The sequence below is a fragment of the Rhodosalinus sp. 5P4 genome, assembly GCF_041365695.1.
GTDB lineage: Bacteria > Pseudomonadota > Alphaproteobacteria > Rhodobacterales > Rhodobacteraceae > Rhodosalinus.
In genome coordinates this window covers 100,107-117,571 of record NZ_JBGFSJ010000002.1, presented here as the reverse complement: position 1 = coordinate 117,571, position 17,465 = coordinate 100,107, and the positions used below count along the sequence as shown (strand labels likewise).

Sequence of the window (17,465 nt, the reverse complement as noted above, 5' to 3'; positions counted from 1 at the left end):
TTGCACGCGACCAGAATTCCTGTATGACGCGCGCAACCCGCCCGGGTCGGCCGTGCGCCACGACCCCTTGCCGGAGCATCGCCGACGATCCCGGGCGCGCCGACACGGCGCGTCACCACGACCCGCCAACGGGGTGACCATGAACGCGCTCTACGCTTACCGTGACCAGTGGATCGGGAACATCCGCGGCGACATCCTCGCCGGCCTCGTCGTCGCACTGGCGCTCATCCCCGAGGCGATCGCATTCTCGATCATCGCGGGCTTGGATCCCAAGGTGGGGCTTTACGCCTCCTTCTCGATCGCGGTGATCGTCGCGATCACGGGCGGCCGGCCGGGCATGATCTCCGCGGCGACGGCGGCGACCGCCGTGCTGATGGTCACGCTGGTGAAGGAGCACGGGCTGCAATACCTGCTGGCCGCGACCGTGCTCGCGGGGCTCATCCAGATCGCCGCCGGGCTCGCGCGGCTGGGGCAGCTCATGCGCTTCGTCTCGCGCTCGGTCATCACGGGCTTCGTCAACGCGCTCGCCATCCTGATCTTCCTCGCGCAGATCCCGGAACTCACCGGCGTGACGTGGGTGACCTACGCCATGGTGGCCGCCGGCCTCGCCATCATCTACCTCTTCCCGATGCTGACCACGGCGCTGCCCTCGCCGCTCGTGACCATCGTCGTGCTGACGGCGGCGGCGATGGCCCTGGGGCTCGACGTGCGCACGGTGGGCGACATGGGCGATCTGCCCGACACGCTGCCCGTCTTCCTGATCCCCGACATCCCGCTGAGCCTCGAGACGTTGCAGATCATCCTGCCCTATTCGCTGGCGGTCGCCGCGGTCGGGCTGCTGGAAAGCCTGATGACGCAGACCATCGTCGACGACCTGACCGACACCGCAAGCGACCGGAACCAGGAATGCATCGGGCAGGGCGTCGCCAACACCGCCACCGGCTTCATCGGCGGCATGGCCGGCTGCGCGATGATCGGCCAGTCGATCATCAACGTGAAATCGGGCGGCCGCGGGCGGCTTTCGACCTTCACGGCCGGCGCGGTGCTGCTGTTCATGATCGTCGCGCTCGGCGATGTGGTGGCCCGGATCCCGATGCCGGCGCTGGTGGCGATCATGATCATGGTCTCGATCGGCACGTTCTCATGGTCGTCGATCAGGAACCTGCGCGATCATCCGCGCTCGTCCTCGGTCGTGATGCTCGCCACCGTGGTGGTGACGGTCTACACCCACAACCTCGCCATCGGGGTTCTGGTGGGCGTGCTGCTGTCGGGCATCTTCTTCGCCGGCAAGATCGCCCAGATCTTCCGCGTCACCTCCGAGATCTCGCCGGACGGGCGCGCGCGCACCTATGTCGTCGAGGGGCAGCTCTTCTACGCCTCGGTCGAGGATTTCATGGCCTCGTTCGATTTCCGGGAGGCGCTGGAGCGGGTCACCATCGATGTCAGCCGCGCCCATATCTGGGACATCTCGTCGGTGGCCGCGCTGGACATGGCCGTGCTCAAGTTCCGGCGCGAGGGCGCCGAGGTCGAGATCGTCGGCATGAACCAGGCGTCCGAAACCATCGTCGACCGGCTCGCCATGCACGACAAGCCGGGCGCGATGGACAAGCTGATGGGGCATTGAGGGGAAGCGCATGACCGCAGTTCTGATGGCGCTGGTCGACGGATCGGCCTACTCCGAGAGCGTCTGCCGCCACGCCGCGTGGATCGCGTCGCGCACCGGCGCGCAGGTCAAGCTCTACCACGTGCTCGACCCGCGCCGCGCGCGCAGCAAGCGCGACCTCTCCGGCTCGATCAGGCTGGGGGCGCGCTCGAACCTGCTCGAAAAGCTCACCGCGCTCGACGAGCAGCACGCGAAACTCGCCCAGGCGCAGGGCCGCGCGATCCTCGAGGACGCGAAGGCGCTGGTCGAGGCCGAGGGCGTCGGCGACGTGGTCACGCGCCTGCGCCACGACGACATCGTCGATACGGTCGTGGCCAAGGAGGGCGCGGTCGACATGATCCTGATCGGCAAGCGCGGCGAGGCGGCGGGCCTCGAGAAGACGCATCTCGGCTCGAACTTCGAGCGGATCGTCCGCGCCAGCCAGAAGCCCGTCTTCGTCGCCAACCGCGCCTTCCGCCAGATCAAGCGGGTGCTGATCGCCTATGACGGCGGCGTGTCTGCGATGAAGGCGGTGGATCACGTCGCGCGCGATCCCCTGTTCACCGGGCTCGACGTGGTGGTGGCCACCGTTGGCGCGGACAACGAGGAAATGCGCCGCGCGCTGGCCAGCGCGCGGGCCACGCTCGACGCGGGCGGCCACGTGGCCGAGACGCGCGTGCTGGACGGCCAGCCCGGCAAGGCGCTGGGCGAATTCGTGGACGGCGAGGGCATCGACCTGCTGGTGATGGGCGCCTACGGCCACTCCCGGATCCGGACCCTCGTCATCGGTTCGACCACGACCGAGATGATCCGCTCGTGCAAGGTGCCGGTGGTGCTGATGCGCTGAGCGCCGCCGAGGCGCAGTAGCGCCACGCGGCGCCGCGGCGGTTCCGGGACGCGAGGATCGAGCGGCAAGGCCCCGACAGCCGCCGCGGGCGCGCGAAAGGTGGCACCCCGCGGTTTTGAAGGCGCCATGGCGGCGCGGCGGCACAGGGCCGAAGGATCCTCTCGCCCTCAAAGCCCACCATGCGCGGGCCGCGGCCCCGGCGTCCGATGGCGTGCCGCGGCAATTCCCCCTCCCGGATTTTCCGGTTATTTCAAGCCATGGACATCGTTCTCGTCACCACGATCATCGCGTCGCTGTTTCTCGTCATCGGCATGGCGGAGCCGCTGGCCGCGCGGCTGCGCCTGCCTTACAGCGTGATCCTCGCCGTGCTCGGCGTGCTGATCGGGGCCGGCGCGACCTTTTTCCTGCGCACCGAACTCACCGATGCGTTGAACCCGGTGGCCGAGGCGATCCTCGGCCTGCCGATCCGGTCGAATGTCTTTCTCTACGTCTTCCTGCCCACGCTGCTCTTCCAGGCCACGCTGGGGATGAACCTGCGCCGGATGCTGGACGACTGGGTGCCCATCCTCGTGCTTGCCGTGGTCGCGGTGGTCGTGGCGACGCTGAGCGTGGGGTACGCGCTGTCGTGGACAAGCACGCTACCGCTCGCGGCGTGTCTGCTGATCGGGGCGATCGTGTCCACGACGGACCCTTCCGCGGTGGTGTCGATCTTCCGCTCGATCTCGGCGCCGCGGCGGCTCGCGCGGATCATCGAGGGGGAAAGCCTGCTCAACGACGCCGCCGCGATCGCTCTCTTCGGCCTGTTCATGGGCTTCGTGATGCTGGGCGTGCCCGATCCCAGCCTGCGCGACGCGCTCGCCCAGTTTCCGATGCTAATCCTGGGCGGCGTGCTGACGGGCTGGCTGGCGGCGCGCGTCGCGGTGTGGGTGATGGCGCTCTTCAGCCGCCATGAGCTCGCGCAGATCTCGATCTCCGTCTCGCTGCCCTATCTCGCCTATATCGGCGCGGAACAGAGCATCGGCGCCTCGGGCGTCATCGCGGTCGTCGCGGCGGGGCTGACGCTGAACCTGGCCGGGCCCGGCCGCCTGCCGCCGCAGGCATGGGCGAACCTGCGCGAGGTCTGGGACCTGCTCGCGCACTGGGCGGGGGCGCTGATCTTCATTCTCGCCGCGCTGCTGATCCCGCGCCTGCTGGAAGAGGTCCGCGTCGAGGACTTCGTCCTGATCGGGGTGGTGATCCTTGCCGCCATCGCGGCGCGGGCTGTGATCCTCTTCGTGCTGCTGCCGGCGCTCACCCTGCTGCGCCTTTCGCCGCAGGTCGAGCGTCCCTACCGGGCCGCGATCCTCTGGGGCGGCTTGCGAGGCGCGGTGACACTGGCCCTCGCCCTCGCCGTGACCGAAAGCTTCCGCGTCCCGGTCGAGGTGAAGCGCGTGGTGGGCATCCTCGCCACGGGCTTCACGCTCTTCACGCTGATCGTGCAGGGTACCACGCTGCGCGCCGTGATCGCGCGGCTCGGCCTCGACCGCCTGTCGCCCATCGACGAGGCGCTGTCGCGGCAGGTCGTGGCCGTCGCGCTTCAGACCGTCCGCGAGGACGTGGCGCGCACCACCGACAATTACGACCTCACCCGCAAGATCGTGCGCTCGGAGGCCAAGCGATTCGGCGACAGGCTGGACCAGGCGGTGAAGATGGCGGAGGCCAGCGCCGACATCCTCGACCGCGACCGCATCACGCTGGGACTGATCGCGCTGGCCGGGTTCGAACGCGACACGATCCTGGCGCGGGTGCGCGAGCGCACGATCTCCGCCCGCATGGCCGACCAGCTTCTGTCGGATGCGGAAAGGCTGATCGAGAACGCCCGCTCGGGCGGGCGCAGCGGCTATCAGCGCGCGGCGCGCCGCAGCATCGCCTACGGGCGCGCGTTCCGCGCGGCGGTGGTGCTCAACAGCCGGCTGGACGTGTCCTGGCCCTTGGCCCGCATGACGGCCGACCGGTTCGAGGCGCTGCTGGCGCAGCGCCTCATCCTGCGCGACCTCGGGGCCTTCATCGACGGCCGCATCCGGCGCATCCACGGACGGCGGGTCGCGGAACTGCTGCACGAGTTGCTGTCGCGGCGGATCGAGGCCGTGGAGACGGCGCTGGAAGGGCTGCGCCTGCAATACCCCGGCTATGCCGAAAAGCTGGAACGGCGTTTCATCCGGCGCACCGCGCTTCGCCTCGAGGAACGGGAATACACCGCCATGCGCGAGGACGGGCTGATCGGCGCCGAGGTCTTCACCGCGCTGATGCAGGGGCTCACGCTGCGGCGCACGGCGGCGGAGGAACGGCCGCGCCTCGACATCGCGTTGCAGCGCTCGGAGCTTTTCAGGCAGTTTCCGCTTTTCGCCGATCTCGACGACGCGGGCCTGCGCCGGCTCGGGCGCGCGCTGAAGACGCGCTACGTGAATGCGGGCGAGACGATCATCCACAAGGACAGCGCCGCCAAGAGCGTATTCTTCATCGCGTCGGGCGCCGTGGAACTCGAAAGCGCGGGCCAGACCTGGCGGCTGGGCCGGGGCGAGATGTTCGGGCAGATGGCGATCTTGATGAACAAGGCGCGCCGTGCCGAGGTGCGGGCCATCGCACCGTCGACGCTTCTGGTCCTCGACGAGGAACGCTTCCGGCGCCTGCTGTCCCGCAGCACCGCCTTGCAGGACGCGGTCCGGGCAAGCGCGGAAAAGCGCGGGATCGCGCCCGACGCGCTTTTCTCGGACGATTCGCGGTCGCGGGCGACCTGACGGACTTTCGCCGCGGCCTCTGGTGGTGGCGTTCCTGACGCTTGCCTTCCCGATCACCCGGGCCCGCCGGATCGCGTCCCGTTCTCACCCGATCCGGCGACGTGTCGACAGCCCGTCACGGATCGCCTATCCGGAGCGCATGGGCAGTTTCGAACGCTACCTCTCTCTCTGGATCGCGCTGGCGATGGTCGCCGGGATCGCCATCGGCAGCACGGTGCCGGCGCTGGTCGAGGCCATCGCGGCGGCCGAGCTGGCCCGCGTGAACCTGGTCGTCGCCGTGCTGATCTGGGCGATGGTCTATCCGATGATGGTCGGCGTCGATCCGGGCAGCCTGAAGGACGTGCTGAAGCAGCCGCGGGGCCTTGCCATCACGCTTGCCGTCAACTGGCTGGTCAAGCCCTTCACGATGGCCGCGCTGGCGGTGCTGTTCTTCGAGGTCGTGTTCGCGGACCTGATCGCGCCCGCGGACGCGGAGCAATACATCGCCGGGCTGATCCTCCTCGGCGCCGCGCCCTGCACGGCGATGGTCTTCGTCTGGTCGCAGCTCACGCGGGGCGACGAAGGCTACACGCTTCTTCAGGTCAGCGTGAACGACATCGTGATGGTCTTCGCCTTCGCGCCGATCGTCGCCGTGCTGCTGGGCGTCACCGACATCGAGGTGCCGTGGGAGACGCTGGTGCTGTCGGTGATCCTGTTCGTCGCATTGCCGCTCGCGGCGGGCATCTGGACGCGCGCGCGGCTGGGCAGCGCCGCGCGGATCGAGGCGTTCCGCGACCGCATCAAGCCCTGGTCCATCCTGGGCCTGATCATGACGGTGGTGATCCTTTTCGGGCTGCAGGGCCAGGTGATCCTCGACCGCCCGCAGGTCATCGCGCTGATCGCGACACCGATCCTGATCCAGTCCTACGGCATATTCGCGCTGGCCTATGCCGCTGCCTGGGCGCTGCGCGTGCCACACCGGATCGCGGCGCCCTGCGCGTTGATCGGCACATCGAACTTCTTCGAGCTGGCCGTCGCCGTGGCGATCAGCCTTTTCGGCCTGAACTCCGGCGCGGCGCTGGCCACGGTGGTCGGCGTGCTGGTCGAGGTGCCGGTGATGCTGTCGCTCGTCGCCTTCGCCAACCGCACGCGCGCCCGCTTCGCCTGAGCCACGTCGAAAAAGAACTCGACAAAACCGGAATCGTGGTTATATTTGCCGCCATGACCACGACAAGCCCCACCGCCCGCGCGCTCGCCGCCCTTGGCCACGATGCCCGGCTCTCCATCTTCCGCCTGCTCGTGAAAGCGGGGGACGAAGGGCTGCGCGTCGGCGATATCGGCGCGCATCTCGGGCTCGCGCCCTCGACGCTCGCACATCATCTTTCGACGCTGGTCGATGCCGGGCTCGTGGTGCAGGAAAAACGCGGCCGCGAAGTCTTCAACCGGGTCGACTACCCGGCGATGCACGAGGTGCTGGCGTTTCTCACCTCGGAATGCTGCGCCGGCGTGACCATGCAGCCCGCGGAGGGCGCGGCATGACACGCCCACACGGTTTTTTGCCGTCGAAAAACAACCAATATCCCGGAGAAATGGACATGACCGACACGACCCTTCCCGCACCGGGGCTGCGCTCCGCGATCGGAACGATCTGGCGCGCGCAGCGTGTCTGGCTGGCCTCGGCCCTGATCCTCACGGTGCTGGCCATCCTCGACCCCGGGCAGGCCGCCGACAGCGCGGCCTTCGCGGGCGGGGCGCTTCTGCGCACGGCGCCCTATCTCGTCCTGTCCATCGCCATCGCCGCCTGGGCGGGCGCCACGGGCGCGGACAACCTGATCGCGCGCGCCTTCACGGGCGCGCCGCTTCTGATGATCGGGCTCGGCGCGCTGGCGGGGGGGATCTCTCCCTTCTGCTCCTGCGGGGTGATCCCGCTAATCGCTGCGCTCCTGGCGATGGGCGTGCCGCTTTCGGCGGTGATGGCCTTCTGGCTGGCCTCTCCGATCATGGACCCGTCGATGTTCGTGCTGACCGTGGGCGTGCTCGACCTCGACTTCGCGGTCGCCAAGACCGTGGCCGCGATCGGGCTCGGCGTCTTCGGCGGGATCGTCGTGCATCTTCTGGCGCGCGGCGGGGCGCTTTCGAACCCGCTGCGCGAGGGCGTGGGCGACGGCGGCTGCGGCGGCTCGAGCGTGCGCGCGCCGAAACCCGTGGCGTGGCGCTTCTGGGAGGAGCGCGAGCGCCGGGCGAAATTCGGCAAGACCGCGCTCAACACGACGCTGTTCCTCGCCAAGTGGCTGACGCTCGCCTTCCTTCTCGAAAGCCTGATGCTCGCCTGGATCCCCGCGGAGACGGTGACGGCGGCGCTTGGCGGAGACGGCTTCATGCCGATCGTGACGGCGACCTTCGTGGGCGTTCCGGCCTACCTGAACGGCTACGCCGCGCTTCCGCTGGTGGGCGGGCTGATCGAGCAGGGCATGGCGCCCGGCGCGGGCATGGCCTTTCTCGTGGCGGGGGGCGTGACCTCGATACCGGCGGCGATGGCGGTCTGGGCGCTGGCCCGGCCGCCCGTCTTCGCCCTCTACATCGCGCTTTCTCTCACCGGCGCCTTCGCCTCGGGCGTCCTGTTCCAGCTCTGGACGCTCGCATGAAACGGCTGACCGTCACGGTGGAAGAGCCCGCCTGCGCGCTTGTGCTCGCGCCGGTCGGGATCGCGACCCCCCACGACGCGGTGACGGCCCTCGACGTCACGGGGGGCCGTATCGAACGGGTGCTGGGCGAACCCGAACTGGGGCTTGGCGCGGCGCTTCTCCGGCCTGCCGGCGGTCCGCTCGTTCTGGACTACGCGGTGGCGCCCGCGCCGGCCGGGCAACCTTACCCCGAGGCCGCGTTCCGCCCGCGCGCCAACCGTTTCACCGCCGCGGCGGCGGAGCTTGCCGACGCCAGCCGCGGGATCGCCGCGCGGGCGGGCGGCGGCCGCGTCGGCATCGCGGCGCTGGTCGCGGAGGCCGAGGCGCGCTTCGACTACGCGCATCCCGAGACCCGCTTCAACGACGGCACGGACGCCGTGCCCTACCTGTCCTGCGGGACGACGCCCGGCTCCTGCGTGGACATCAACACCTATCTCGTCGCGAGCCTGCGCGCGGCCGGCTACGAGGCCGCCTATGTCTACGGCCACTTCTTCCCGGCCGATCGCGGCGGCGTCACCCATGACATGCATTGCTGGGTCGTCACGCGCCATGACGGGGAGGTCCTGGAATGGGACATCGCGCATCACATGAAGGCCGGGCTGGGACCCACGCGGGCCGCGCTCGATCCCCGGCCCGGCCGCCGCGTGGCGCTGGGACATTCCATGGGCCAGAGCTACGACGACCCCCGGATCCCGCCCATGCTGAAACTGCTGTCCGAGCCGCTGGCCCTGCACGACGGCGCCGTGCGGCGCTTGTCGCTCTCCGTGCGGCTGGCCGATGCCCGGGCGCCGGCGGAAGGGCCTCTTGCCGGCGTCAGATGATGGCGTGCCGCATCCGGGCGGAGACCCATTCGCTGACCACCACGGTGCCGAGGATCAGGATCAGGATGACCGAGACCTGGCTCCAGGCGAGCGTGTTGAGCGAGGCCTGAAGCTTCAGCCCGATGCCGCCCGCGCCCACCAGCCCCAGGATCGTGCTTTCGCGGATGTTGATGTCCCAGCGAAAGACCGAGATCCCCCAGAAGGCGGGCATGATCTGCGGCACGATGCCGTAGTTGAGGACCTGCGCGCCGCTCGCGCCAGTGGCCTCGATCGCCTCGATCTGGCGGGCGTCGGTCTCCTCGATGGCCTCGTAGAGCAGCTTGCCGATGAAGCCGATGGAGCGCAGCGCGATGGCGACGATGCCGGCCAGCAGCCCGGGCCCGATGATCGCCACGAGCAGCAGCGCCCAGATCAGCGAGTTGATCGAGCGCGACGCCACGATGACGAAGAGCGCGAGGGGCCGCAGGATCGTCGCGGAGGGCGTCGTGTTGCGGGCCGCGAGGAAGGCGATCGGCACCGCCATGACGACCCCGCCGATGGTGCCCAGCGTGGCGATGTTGATCGTGTCCCAGAGCGGCAGCCAGAGCTCCGACATGTAGGACCACCTGGGCGGCACCATGCGGCCCCCGATATCGGCGGCCTGGCGCGGCGCATCCGCGACGAAGAACCAGATCGTGTCCTTCGTCATCAGTTGCCAGCACCACACGAAGAGCGCCACCAGCGCCAGCCAGCCCGCCCAGAGCAGCAGTCGCGCGCGCGGCGTGCGGAATCTCCAGACCTGGCTGTAATGGGTGATCTCGCTCATTGCAGGAACTTCCGCAGATAGCTCGAGCTGTATTCGGCGACCATGACGATACCGATGATGATGAGCAGGATCGCCCCGGCGCTGTCGTATTCGTAGCGGTCGATGGCGGTGTTGAGCGTGGCGCCGATACCCCCGGCACCGACGATCCCGATCACCGCGCTTTCGCGGAAATTGATGTCGAGGCGGTAGAGCGACAGGCCGATCAGCCGCGGCATCACCTGCGGCTGGATCGCGTAGTTGACCAGCTGAAACCAAGAGGCGCCGGTGGAGCGGATGGCTTCGGCCTGCGCCTCGTCGATTTCCTCGATATCGTCGGCCAGCAGCTTGGCGATGAAGCCGATGGTGGCGAAGCTCAGCGTCAGGAACCCGGCGAAGGGGCCGAAACCGAACATCGCGACGAGGAAGATCGCGATGATCACCTCCTGCAGCGCGCGGCTCACCGCGATGATCGCGCGACAAACGTAGTAGACCGCAGCCGGGGCGAGGTTGCGCGCGGCGCCGATGCCGATCGGCACGGAGATCGCCACGCCGACGACGGTGGACGTCAGCGTCATCGTCAGGCTTTCCACCAGCCCGCGCGAGATGTCGCCCCAGCGGCTGGCGAAATCGGGCTGCAGGAAGCCCATGACGAAGCGCTGCCCGCGTTCCAGACCGACGGCCACGCGTTCCCAGTTGACCTCGACGGTGCCGATGGCGAGGACCAGGTAGGCGACGATGCCGACCTGCAGCGCGATCCGCCAGCGCCGGTCCTTCACGATCTGCGGCGGACGGCGCCAGGTGGCGGGATAGGGCGCGCTCATTGCGCGAGCGCCTCCAGCCGCGCCTTCGCCTCCGCCTCCGCCTCGGCCTGTTCCTCGTCGCCCTGCCGCATCGCGTTCCAGTCTTCCTCGCCGTAGATCCTGGTCAGCGCGCTCTCGGTCAGCTCCGCGGGCGGTCCGTCGAACACCACGCGGCCCGCGCGCAGCCCCACGATCCGCTGCATGAACTGCTGCGCGAGGGGCACGTCGTGGATGTTGACGATGGCCGGCAGGTCGCGTTCGGCGCAGATCTCGGTCAAGAGGCGCATGATCTGGCGGCTGGTCTTGGGGTCGAGGCTGGCGGTTGGCTCGTCCACCAGCAGAAGCTCGGGCTCCTGCGCGAGCGCACGGGCGATGCCGACGCGCTGGCGCTGCCCGCCCGACAGGGCGTCCGCGCGCTTGTCGGCCTGTTCCATCAGCCCGACGCGGTCGAGCAGGCGATAGGCGCGCCGGATGTCGTCGGGCGGATACTTCCGCAGGAAGCTGCGCCAGAACGGCACATAGCCGAGGCGCCCCGACAGGACGTTCTCCATCACGGTCAGCCGCTCCACGAGGGCGTATTCCTGGAAGATCATGCCGATCCTGCGGCGCTGGCGGCGCAGATCGGCCTTGCCCAGCCGGGCCAGATCGACGTCGCCCAGCATGACCTTGCCGGAGCTGGGCTCCACCAGGCGGTTGATGCAGCGGATCAGCGTGGACTTGCCGGCCCCGGATGGACCGATCAGCCCCATGATCTGCCCTTGCGGCACGCGCAGCGTCACGTCGGCGAGCGCGGCGTCGCCAGTCCTGTAGGTCTTGGAAAGCCCCTCGAGGTGCAGCATGTCGGTCCCGCGAAATGCAAGGCGCGGGCGACGCCGGGCCGCCCGCGCCGAAACAGGTCGATCAGATCAGTTGCACTCGTAGACGACGCCGTTGGCCTCGTCGATGGTGCGGATCACGGCCCAGTCGTCCTGGAAGGTGATCTCGATGAACTGGTCCTCGCCGTTGCGGCCGAACTCCTCGGCCAGCGCGGTGCCCTCCCAGTCGAAGCTGAAGAACGCCTCGCGGATCTTTTCCTGAAGCTCGGGGGCGAGGTTGTAGACCGTGCCGTAGCCCGTCGTCGGGAAGGTCTGCGACTGGTAGATGGTCACCAGCTGATCCTCGGAGACCACCTCGCGGTCGATCATCCGGCCCTTGACCGAGTTGGCGATCGAGGCGGCCATGTAGTCCTTGTTGGCGACGCCGAGGATCGAGTTGTCGTGCGCGCCGGAGAAGGCGGGCTCGAAATCCGCGCCGGCCTCCATGCCGAACTCCGCCTTGAGGATCGCGGAGGGCGCCTTGAAGCCCGAGTTCGAGGTTTCCGAGGTGAAGGCGAGCTGATTGCCGCGGATGTCTTCCACGCTCTCGATGCCCGAGCCCGGATAGGTGATGATCTCCATCTCGTAGCCGAAGGAACCGTCCTCGGCCGCCATCATCGCGAAGGGGCGGAAGCCGGCGCAGGCCACGGCGAGCGGATTCGAGCCGGTGTTGAAGCCCGCCACATGCAGACGGCCGGCGCGCATCGCCTCGATCTGCGCGGCGTTGGACTGCACGGGGAAGAACTGGACCTGCTTGCCCGTCACCTCGGCCATGTGCTCGAGGAAGCCGGCCCACACCTCGGCATAGACGGCCGGATCCTCGACCGGCGTGTAGGCGAAGATCAGCGTGTCGGGGTCGATCCACTCCGACGGATCCTCGGGGATGTCGGCAATGAGATCACCGTCGTTGTCGACGTAACGGTCGCCGAGCTTGAACTCGGCATGCGCGGGAAATGCCAGCGCGAGCGCTGCGACGGCGGACAGTGTAGCGAAGGTTTTCATGAGTCTCCCCCATATTCTGCGGTTCGGGTGGGGCCTAACGCCCGTAGATGACAGGCGCATGACATCGCGCGCCATCGGGCGCCCGCGCACGGCCTGACCTTGCGGCAGGGCCGGCCGTGCGCGCCTCCCCCCGGCGCAAGGGGCCGCCTGCCCGCCCCGACCTCCGGCGCTGCGGAGCCCGCGTGTCGCCGGGCGGGCGCCGATTGGCAGCCGCCGGGAGTTCGACTACGTTCCGTTGCGGGCACACCCCGGCGAGGCTGTCCCGAACCCGGGGTCCGGGAGACGAACGCTGGCGCGAAAGGCGGGGCACGTCATGGACGAGACAACGGACAGGGCCGCGGCCGGCCCCGGGACGGGCCGCGCGCGCGAGGTCTTCGCGGTGTTCCTGAAGCTGGGCCTGACCTCTTTCGGCGGGCCGATCGCGCATCTGGGCTATTTCCGGGACGAGCTGGTCATGCGGCGGCGCTGGCTTTCCGATCGGGATTATGCCGATCTCGTCGCGCTCTGCCAGTTCCTGCCGGGCCCGGCATCGAGCCAGGTAGGCTTCGCGCTGGGACTGACGCGGGCCGGCTGGCCGGGGGCGCTCGCGGCCTTCACCGCCTTCACGCTGCCGTCGGCTCTGGCGCTTCTCGCCTTCGCGATGACGGCCGCATCGATCTCTGGGCCCGTTGGCACCGGCGCGCTCGACGGGCTGAAGATCGTCGCCGTGGCCATCGTCGCGCAGGCCGTCTGGGGCATGGGCCGGACGCTCTGCCCGGATCGCGCGCGCGCGAGCATCGCGGTCGGCAACGTCGCCGTGCTGGCCGTCGTGCCGGGCGCCCCGGGCATGGTGGGGGCGATCGCGCTCGGCGCGCTCGCCGGGCTGGCGCTGGGCGCGGGCGACGCGCAGCCGCCCGGCGGCCGTGTCGCCATGCCGGTGGGCCGGAGACAGGCCGGGCTTGCGCTGGCGGCCTTTGCCGGTCTTCTGCTCCTCCTGCCGCTGATCGCGGGCCAGTCGCAGGCGCTGGCCGTCATCGACGGCTTCTACCGCTCGGGCGCGCTGGTGTTCGGCGGCGGCCACGTCGTGCTGCCCCTCCTGCAGGCAGAGACCGTCGTCCCCGGCTGGGTCACCGCGGACGCCTTTCTCGCCGGCTACGGCGCGGCGCAGGCGGTGCCCGGGCCGCTTTTCACCTTCGCCGCCTATCTCGGCGCGGTGCTGGGGCCGGAGCCGAACGGGGTGGCCGGCGCGGCGATCGCGCTGGCGGCGATCTTCCTGCCGGGCTTCCTGATCCTCGTCGGCGTGCTGCCGTTCTGGGACCGGTTCCGGAAGATGGCGCGGGCGCAGGCGGCGATGCGCGGCGCGAACGCGGCCGTGGTGGGCATCCTCGGCGCGGCGCTCTACACGCCGGTCTTCACGGGCGCCGTGGGCGACATGCGCGACTTCGCGCTCGCGCTCGCCTGCCTCGTCGCCCTGATCGCGTGGAAGGTGCCCCCCTGGGCCGTGGTGCTCTTCGCGGCGGCGGGCGGTGCCGGGCTGGCGCTCGCAGGCTGAGCGAACGCGGCGCCCCGGCGCCTCACCGCGCCACGTGCACCGGGCAGCCTCCGTGGCGCACCATGCGCGCCGCGTGGGAACCCGGAAAGGTCATCCCTGAAACCCGGCGAGGCGCGCCGCCACCTCCAGCACGTGCCGGTCGCGGTTTTCGTTGCGGATGTCGGCGGCGCGGAGGCCGCAGCGTGCGGGGCCCGCCATTCGGGAGCCGGCGTACCGGCTTTCGGTGGCCGGCTCACCGCGCCGTGTCCGCCCGGCCAGTCGCGTCCGCCGATGCGGGAGCGGTGGATGCGGCTCCGTCGGTCAGCAGAACCCGTGCGGCGCGGAAGAGCACGGCCGGATCCCGGTCGGTGCGCACGACGGGCAGCGGCGGGCTTCGGCCCGTCAGCGCGTGGACGGCGGCGCGGGCGCTGCGCACCGAGTACTCGACCGTGAAGACCGTATCGAGCGGCTGCTCCACGAACTGTCCCATCAGCGCGAAGTTCTTCGCGCCGGGCGGGCATGTCGCGGGCCGGTCGCCCGAACGCCGCGGCATGAACTGGCTTGTGATGAACGGCATCCGGCAGGGCAAGACCCGGGCGCCGTCGAACCAGCCCATCCGATCCGCGCCGAGGCGCAGCTGGCCGGCCAGTTCGGCGAGGATTTCGTCGCCCGTGGCCTCCCACATCGGCTTCGGGACGTAATCCCCGTTCCGGTCTCCGCGCAGTCCGTAGCCCCAGAACACCGTCGTGTCGGGTGGTTGCGCGCGAAAATGCGGCTGGCGGAAGAAGACGAAGGACATGAGCCATCCGCTGTCGCGGATCGTCACGAGCCCGCCCGTGCCGGTGGCGTTTCCTGTCAGTTCCTCGACGAAATCCCGGAACCCCGTCTCGCGCAGGGTGACGGTGAAGGAAGTCCAGGCGGTGCGGCGGGTGTCGGCGCAGAACGCCTCCGGGCGGCCGAACCCGTCATGGCGGGCCGCGAGCGACGACCTCCAGAGATCCCAGGAGGGCGTCGGCGCGGGCTCAAGGGACGGCGCCCGGTCGTTCGAGCCATATGTCGCGCCGTCCACCATGGAGCCGAGCGTGACATAGACGCGGTCCTGCTCTCCGAGCGCCAGCCGCCGGCCATCGGCGAGGTCGATGCGGTCCACCCGGCGGCCCTCGGCGTCGCCCCGGATCGACAGCCCCGTGACCCGGGCCTCCCGCTCGAAGGCGACGCCGCGCTCTTCCAGCCACGCGACCAGCGGCGAGACCAGGCTGTCATATTGATTGTAGCGCGTTCTCAGAACCCCGGCGATGCGCGTGAGGCCCGGCAGGAGATGGATGAAGCGGCGCATGTAGCGGCGCATTTCGGCCAGCGCGTGCCAGGGCTGGAACGAGAACATGGTGGACCACATGATCCAGAAGTTGCTCTCGAAGAAGTCGCGGTCGAACCAAGACCCGATCGTGCGGCCCGCAAGGCGGCGTTCCGGAACGATCAGCAGGCGGTTGAGCGCGACGATGTCGCCCGCGCCGAGGCCGAGATGCGCCATGTCCGCCTTCTCTCCCGCCGCGATCAGCCGGCATCTGGACGCGGCGCGCACCTCCTCGTTGAACGAGAGGATGTCCCGGCTCACGGAGATGTCGGGATCGTCGGCCGACGGGATATCGTCGAAAAGATCGAAGGTGTTCACGAAATTGCGCTCGAACATGCGCCCGCCCCGGGTCAGGTAGCCCTCCGCCACGCCGCCCGAGGCGTCGAGCGCGCCGCCCGGTTGCGGCTGGTCGTCGAAGATGCGGATGGAGGCGCCCGGAACCCCCGCGTCGCGGATCAGAAACGCCGCCGCGGCGAGCGAGGCGATCCCGCCGCCGATCATGTAGTGGGCCGCCCGCCCGTCCCTGCCAGCCATGCTCCCGCCCGCGCCCGGTCCCGCCGCCCTCACCCCGGCGGAAAGCCTCTTCCCCGGGCCCACTTTCGCCGCCGTGGCGACCGGCTGTCATTGATCTTCGTCATCGGAGCGTCGTCCTTGACGAGCCCCCTCTCGCGACCTTCGAGGCCCCGAGGAAGAGAACGCTCCGCCTCCGGCTGCTGGCATGCACAAACGCATGTTCCAGCACGCGCGGCCAGGCATCTACGGCGCGCTTTCCACCGTGCCGGCTCCTCCCCGTCTGCGGGCGCCGTGCCCCGGATGCGGCGAGGCGTCCGCGCAGTGTCTACTTCGTCAGGATGAGCTTGCCCGCCCTGGTGATCCGCAGCGTGTAGACCTGGCCGTCGAGGTCGATCTCGGCGGTCGATCCCCCCGCCATGAGGTCATGGGCATCGTGGCGCGGCAGATCCGGCCGGGCGGACAGGCGTCCGGCGCAGGAGGCGTCTCCGGATAGACGGTCGGTGTCGACACTCCTTTGTATGGCACGTCTCTCCTGCTTTCTCATGGCGTCACCGGCCCGCGAACTCGAAGGAGAAGCTCCGCGGCGCGCCGCGCGGCGGGGCCGGGAAGGGCCCGGCGCGGCGGATGTGATCGAGCGCCGCGCGGTCGAGATCGCGCGCGCCGGAGCTTCTCAGGACGCTGACCGGGACGAGCTCGCCGCTCCCCCCGATCCGGAAGCCGACCACCGCGACGCCGCGGCCGCGCACGCGCTCCTTCCGGGTGCGCGCGATCTGGCGCAGCACGCGGCCGCCGTAGTTCGCGGCCTCGGCGCGGCCGATTTCCGCCCTCGGGCTGGTCGTGACCGTCGCGGCGCGCGTCGCCTCGGCGTCCCGGGCGCCCTGGGCGTCGCCCCGCCGCGCGCTCCGTTCGGCGTTGCCCGCGGGGGCCGGCGCGGCGGGCGCGCGCGCCTGGGACGGCTCGGGCTCCTGCCGGCGCGGAGGCCGCGGGCGGGGGCGCGGGGTCTCCGCCGAGGCTTGCCGGACACGCACCGGGGCCACGCCGGTCACGCGCTCTGCCGCCGCCGCCGGCGGCGTGAAGGCAGGCTGGCCCGCGGCCCGGGCGCTCTCCTCCGGCACGGCCGCAGGGGCGGTGGCCGCAGTCTTCGCGGGGACGGCCGCGGCCTGTCGCGCAGGCGCGGGCGCCTGCTCGTGCGCGGGCGCTGCGGCAGTGTCCGGGCGGGCGGCAGGCGCCGCTTGTGCAGGCGCAACGGCCTCGGCGCGCTCAGGCTCCACCGGCTGCGGAGCCGGTGCGGTCGCGGCCGGCCCCTGTTGGGCAGGCGGAGGCGGAGAGGCCGCGCCGCCTGCGGCGAGATCGGCGAAGCTGTCGCCGAGGCGCGCGACCGCGCTGGGCGCGCCGCCCCCCGCCATCGCCGCGTCGGGCTCGGGCCGCAGGACGACGCCCAGCGCGGCGAGATGAAGCGCGGCAGAAACGGCCCCGGCGAGGATGAGCGCCCGCGGCGTCACGGAAGCGCCCTCTCGGTCACGAGGATCACCTCCCCCGCCCCGGCCGCGCGCAGCGCGCCCGCGATGTCCGCCAGGCGGCGCGCGGGGAGCGCGCGGTCGGGCACGAGGCGGGCGGCCGGGGCGGTCGCGCCCGTCTCCTCGGCGCACCGGGCGAGGTAGTCCGCGGCCGACACCGGCCGGCCGCGATGGAGCGTCGTGCCGTCGGCGCGGATCACCAGCGCGTCCGGCGGGGCGCTCCGGTCGAGCTCCGCCGCGCGGACGAGTTTCACGTCGCCGTCGAGGGGCGGGGCCAGCGATCCGGCGACGAGGAAGAAGACCAGCATCAGGAAGACCACGTTGATGAGCGCGATCGTGGGCTCCCCGCGCGCGCGGCGATATGTCCGGCGGCCCGCCACG

The 17,465-nt window shown here is 70.5% G+C and carries 16 protein-coding genes; 8 read left to right on the top strand and 8 right to left on the bottom strand.

The features are described 5' to 3' along the window. Positions 1-139: 139 nt before the first annotated feature. The 7 genes from AB6A69_RS03460 (at position 140) to AB6A69_RS03430 (ending at position 8,750) form a co-directional block, all read left to right on the top strand. Positions 140-1,624, top strand: coding sequence for a SulP family inorganic anion transporter (locus tag AB6A69_RS03460; RefSeq protein ID WP_371037132.1), 1,485 nt, complete (start codon positions 140-142; stop codon positions 1,622-1,624). Positions 1,625-1,634: 10 nt separating this feature from the next. Beyond that, positions 1,635-2,489 carry a universal stress protein gene (locus AB6A69_RS03455; protein WP_371059715.1) on the top strand — a complete coding sequence of 285 codons (855 nt, stop codon included), beginning with the start codon at positions 1,635-1,637 and terminating at the stop codon, positions 2,487-2,489. Between the two features lie 257 nt (positions 2,490-2,746). Continuing rightward, a complete protein-coding gene (locus tag AB6A69_RS03450; protein WP_371059714.1) occupies positions 2,747-5,266 on the top strand; it encodes a cation:proton antiporter in 2,520 nt (839 codons plus the stop codon). Positions 5,267-5,405: 139 nt separating this feature from the next. After that, positions 5,406-6,413 carry an ACR3 family arsenite efflux transporter gene (arsB, locus tag AB6A69_RS03445; RefSeq protein WP_371037135.1) on the top strand — a complete coding sequence of 336 codons (1,008 nt, stop codon included), beginning with the start codon at positions 5,406-5,408 and terminating at the stop codon, positions 6,411-6,413. A gap of 53 nt (positions 6,414-6,466) precedes the next feature. Next, positions 6,467-6,784, top strand: coding sequence for an ArsR/SmtB family transcription factor (locus AB6A69_RS03440; protein WP_371037136.1), 318 nt, complete (start codon positions 6,467-6,469; stop codon positions 6,782-6,784). Positions 6,785-6,840: 56 nt separating this feature from the next. Next, the gene (locus AB6A69_RS03435; protein WP_371037137.1) at positions 6,841-7,890 is read left to right on the top strand and encodes a permease; all 1,050 of its coding nucleotides are present in this window, start codon (positions 6,841-6,843) and stop codon (positions 7,888-7,890) included. Then, positions 7,887-8,750, top strand: a complete 864-nt coding sequence (locus tag AB6A69_RS03430) for a transglutaminase-like domain-containing protein (RefSeq protein WP_371059713.1) — start codon at positions 7,887-7,889, stop codon at positions 8,748-8,750. Before AB6A69_RS03435 ends, AB6A69_RS03430 begins: the two co-directional genes overlap by 4 nt. On the opposite strand, the gene phnE (AB6A69_RS03425) is transcribed toward AB6A69_RS03430, so the two are convergent. From phnE (AB6A69_RS03425) to phnD, 4 genes are all read right to left on the bottom strand, one after another. Further along, positions 8,743-9,555 (bottom strand): phosphonate ABC transporter, permease protein PhnE, encoded by an 813-nt coding sequence (gene phnE, locus AB6A69_RS03425; RefSeq protein WP_371037139.1) that lies wholly within the window; start codon positions 9,553-9,555, stop codon positions 8,743-8,745. The genes AB6A69_RS03430 and phnE (AB6A69_RS03425) overlap by 8 nt on opposite strands. After that, positions 9,552-10,355 (bottom strand): phosphonate ABC transporter, permease protein PhnE, encoded by an 804-nt coding sequence (gene phnE / locus AB6A69_RS03420; RefSeq protein ID WP_371059712.1) that lies wholly within the window; start codon positions 10,353-10,355, stop codon positions 9,552-9,554. Before phnE (AB6A69_RS03420) ends, phnE (AB6A69_RS03425) begins: the two co-directional genes overlap by 4 nt. Then, a complete protein-coding gene (phnC, locus tag AB6A69_RS03415; protein WP_371059711.1) occupies positions 10,352-11,173 on the bottom strand; it encodes a phosphonate ABC transporter ATP-binding protein in 822 nt (273 codons plus the stop codon). Before phnC ends, phnE (AB6A69_RS03420) begins: the two co-directional genes overlap by 4 nt. Positions 11,174-11,239: 66 nt before the next feature. Continuing rightward, on the bottom strand, positions 11,240-12,190 hold the full coding sequence (phnD, locus tag AB6A69_RS03410) for a phosphate/phosphite/phosphonate ABC transporter substrate-binding protein (RefSeq protein ID WP_371037142.1): 951 nt from the start codon (positions 12,188-12,190) through the stop codon (positions 11,240-11,242). Between the two features lie 313 nt (positions 12,191-12,503). Between phnD and chrA the strand changes: the two genes are divergently transcribed. Next, positions 12,504-13,721, top strand: coding sequence for a chromate efflux transporter (gene chrA, locus AB6A69_RS03405; RefSeq protein WP_371059710.1), 1,218 nt, complete (start codon positions 12,504-12,506; stop codon positions 13,719-13,721). A gap of 232 nt (positions 13,722-13,953) precedes the next feature. Here the strand turns inward: chrA and AB6A69_RS03400 are convergent, their stop codons facing one another. From AB6A69_RS03400 to AB6A69_RS03385, 4 genes are all read right to left on the bottom strand, one after another. Further along, a complete protein-coding gene (locus AB6A69_RS03400; protein ID WP_371059708.1) occupies positions 13,954-15,588 on the bottom strand; it encodes an oleate hydratase in 1,635 nt (544 codons plus the stop codon). Between the two features lie 304 nt (positions 15,589-15,892). After that, on the bottom strand, positions 15,893-16,030 hold the full coding sequence (gene hemP, locus AB6A69_RS03395) for a hemin uptake protein HemP (RefSeq protein ID WP_371060035.1): 138 nt from the start codon (positions 16,028-16,030) through the stop codon (positions 15,893-15,895). 85 nt (positions 16,031-16,115) lie between these two features. Next, positions 16,116-17,069: a TonB family protein gene (locus tag AB6A69_RS03390; protein WP_371059707.1), complete on the bottom strand. Its 954-nt coding sequence runs from the start codon at positions 17,067-17,069 to the stop codon at positions 16,116-16,118. Further along, on the bottom strand, positions 17,066-17,464 hold the full coding sequence (locus AB6A69_RS03385; protein ID WP_371059706.1) for an ExbD/TolR family protein: 399 nt from the start codon (positions 17,462-17,464) through the stop codon (positions 17,066-17,068). The genes AB6A69_RS03390 and AB6A69_RS03385 overlap by 4 nt, the downstream gene beginning before the upstream one ends. Position 17,465: the final 1 nt, after the last annotated feature.

Excerpts from the sequence above, each read along its gene's own strand:
- AB6A69_RS03460 (WP_371037132.1), top strand. The coding sequence starts at position 140 with ATGAACGCGCTCTACGCTTACCGTGACCAGTGGATCGGGAACATCCGC.
- AB6A69_RS03455 (WP_371059715.1), top strand. The coding sequence starts at position 1,635 with ATGACCGCAGTTCTGATGGCGCTGGTCGACGGATCGGCCTACTCCGAG.
- AB6A69_RS03450 (WP_371059714.1), top strand. The coding sequence starts at position 2,747 with ATGGACATCGTTCTCGTCACCACGATCATCGCGTCGCTGTTTCTCGTC.
- arsB (WP_371037135.1), top strand. The coding sequence starts at position 5,406 with ATGGGCAGTTTCGAACGCTACCTCTCTCTCTGGATCGCGCTGGCGATG.
- AB6A69_RS03440 (WP_371037136.1), top strand. The coding sequence starts at position 6,467 with ATGACCACGACAAGCCCCACCGCCCGCGCGCTCGCCGCCCTTGGCCAC.
- AB6A69_RS03435 (WP_371037137.1), top strand. The coding sequence starts at position 6,841 with ATGACCGACACGACCCTTCCCGCACCGGGGCTGCGCTCCGCGATCGGA.
- AB6A69_RS03430 (WP_371059713.1), top strand. The coding sequence starts at position 7,887 with ATGAAACGGCTGACCGTCACGGTGGAAGAGCCCGCCTGCGCGCTTGTG.
- phnE (WP_371037139.1), bottom strand. The coding sequence starts at position 9,555 with ATGAGCGAGATCACCCATTACAGCCAGGTCTGGAGATTCCGCACGCCG.
- phnE (WP_371059712.1), bottom strand. The coding sequence starts at position 10,355 with ATGAGCGCGCCCTATCCCGCCACCTGGCGCCGTCCGCCGCAGATCGTG.
- phnC (WP_371059711.1), bottom strand. The coding sequence starts at position 11,173 with ATGCTGCACCTCGAGGGGCTTTCCAAGACCTACAGGACTGGCGACGCC.
- phnD (WP_371037142.1), bottom strand. The coding sequence starts at position 12,190 with ATGAAAACCTTCGCTACACTGTCCGCCGTCGCAGCGCTCGCGCTGGCA.
- chrA (WP_371059710.1), top strand. The coding sequence starts at position 12,504 with ATGGACGAGACAACGGACAGGGCCGCGGCCGGCCCCGGGACGGGCCGC.
- AB6A69_RS03400 (WP_371059708.1), bottom strand. The coding sequence starts at position 15,588 with ATGGCTGGCAGGGACGGGCGGGCGGCCCACTACATGATCGGCGGCGGG.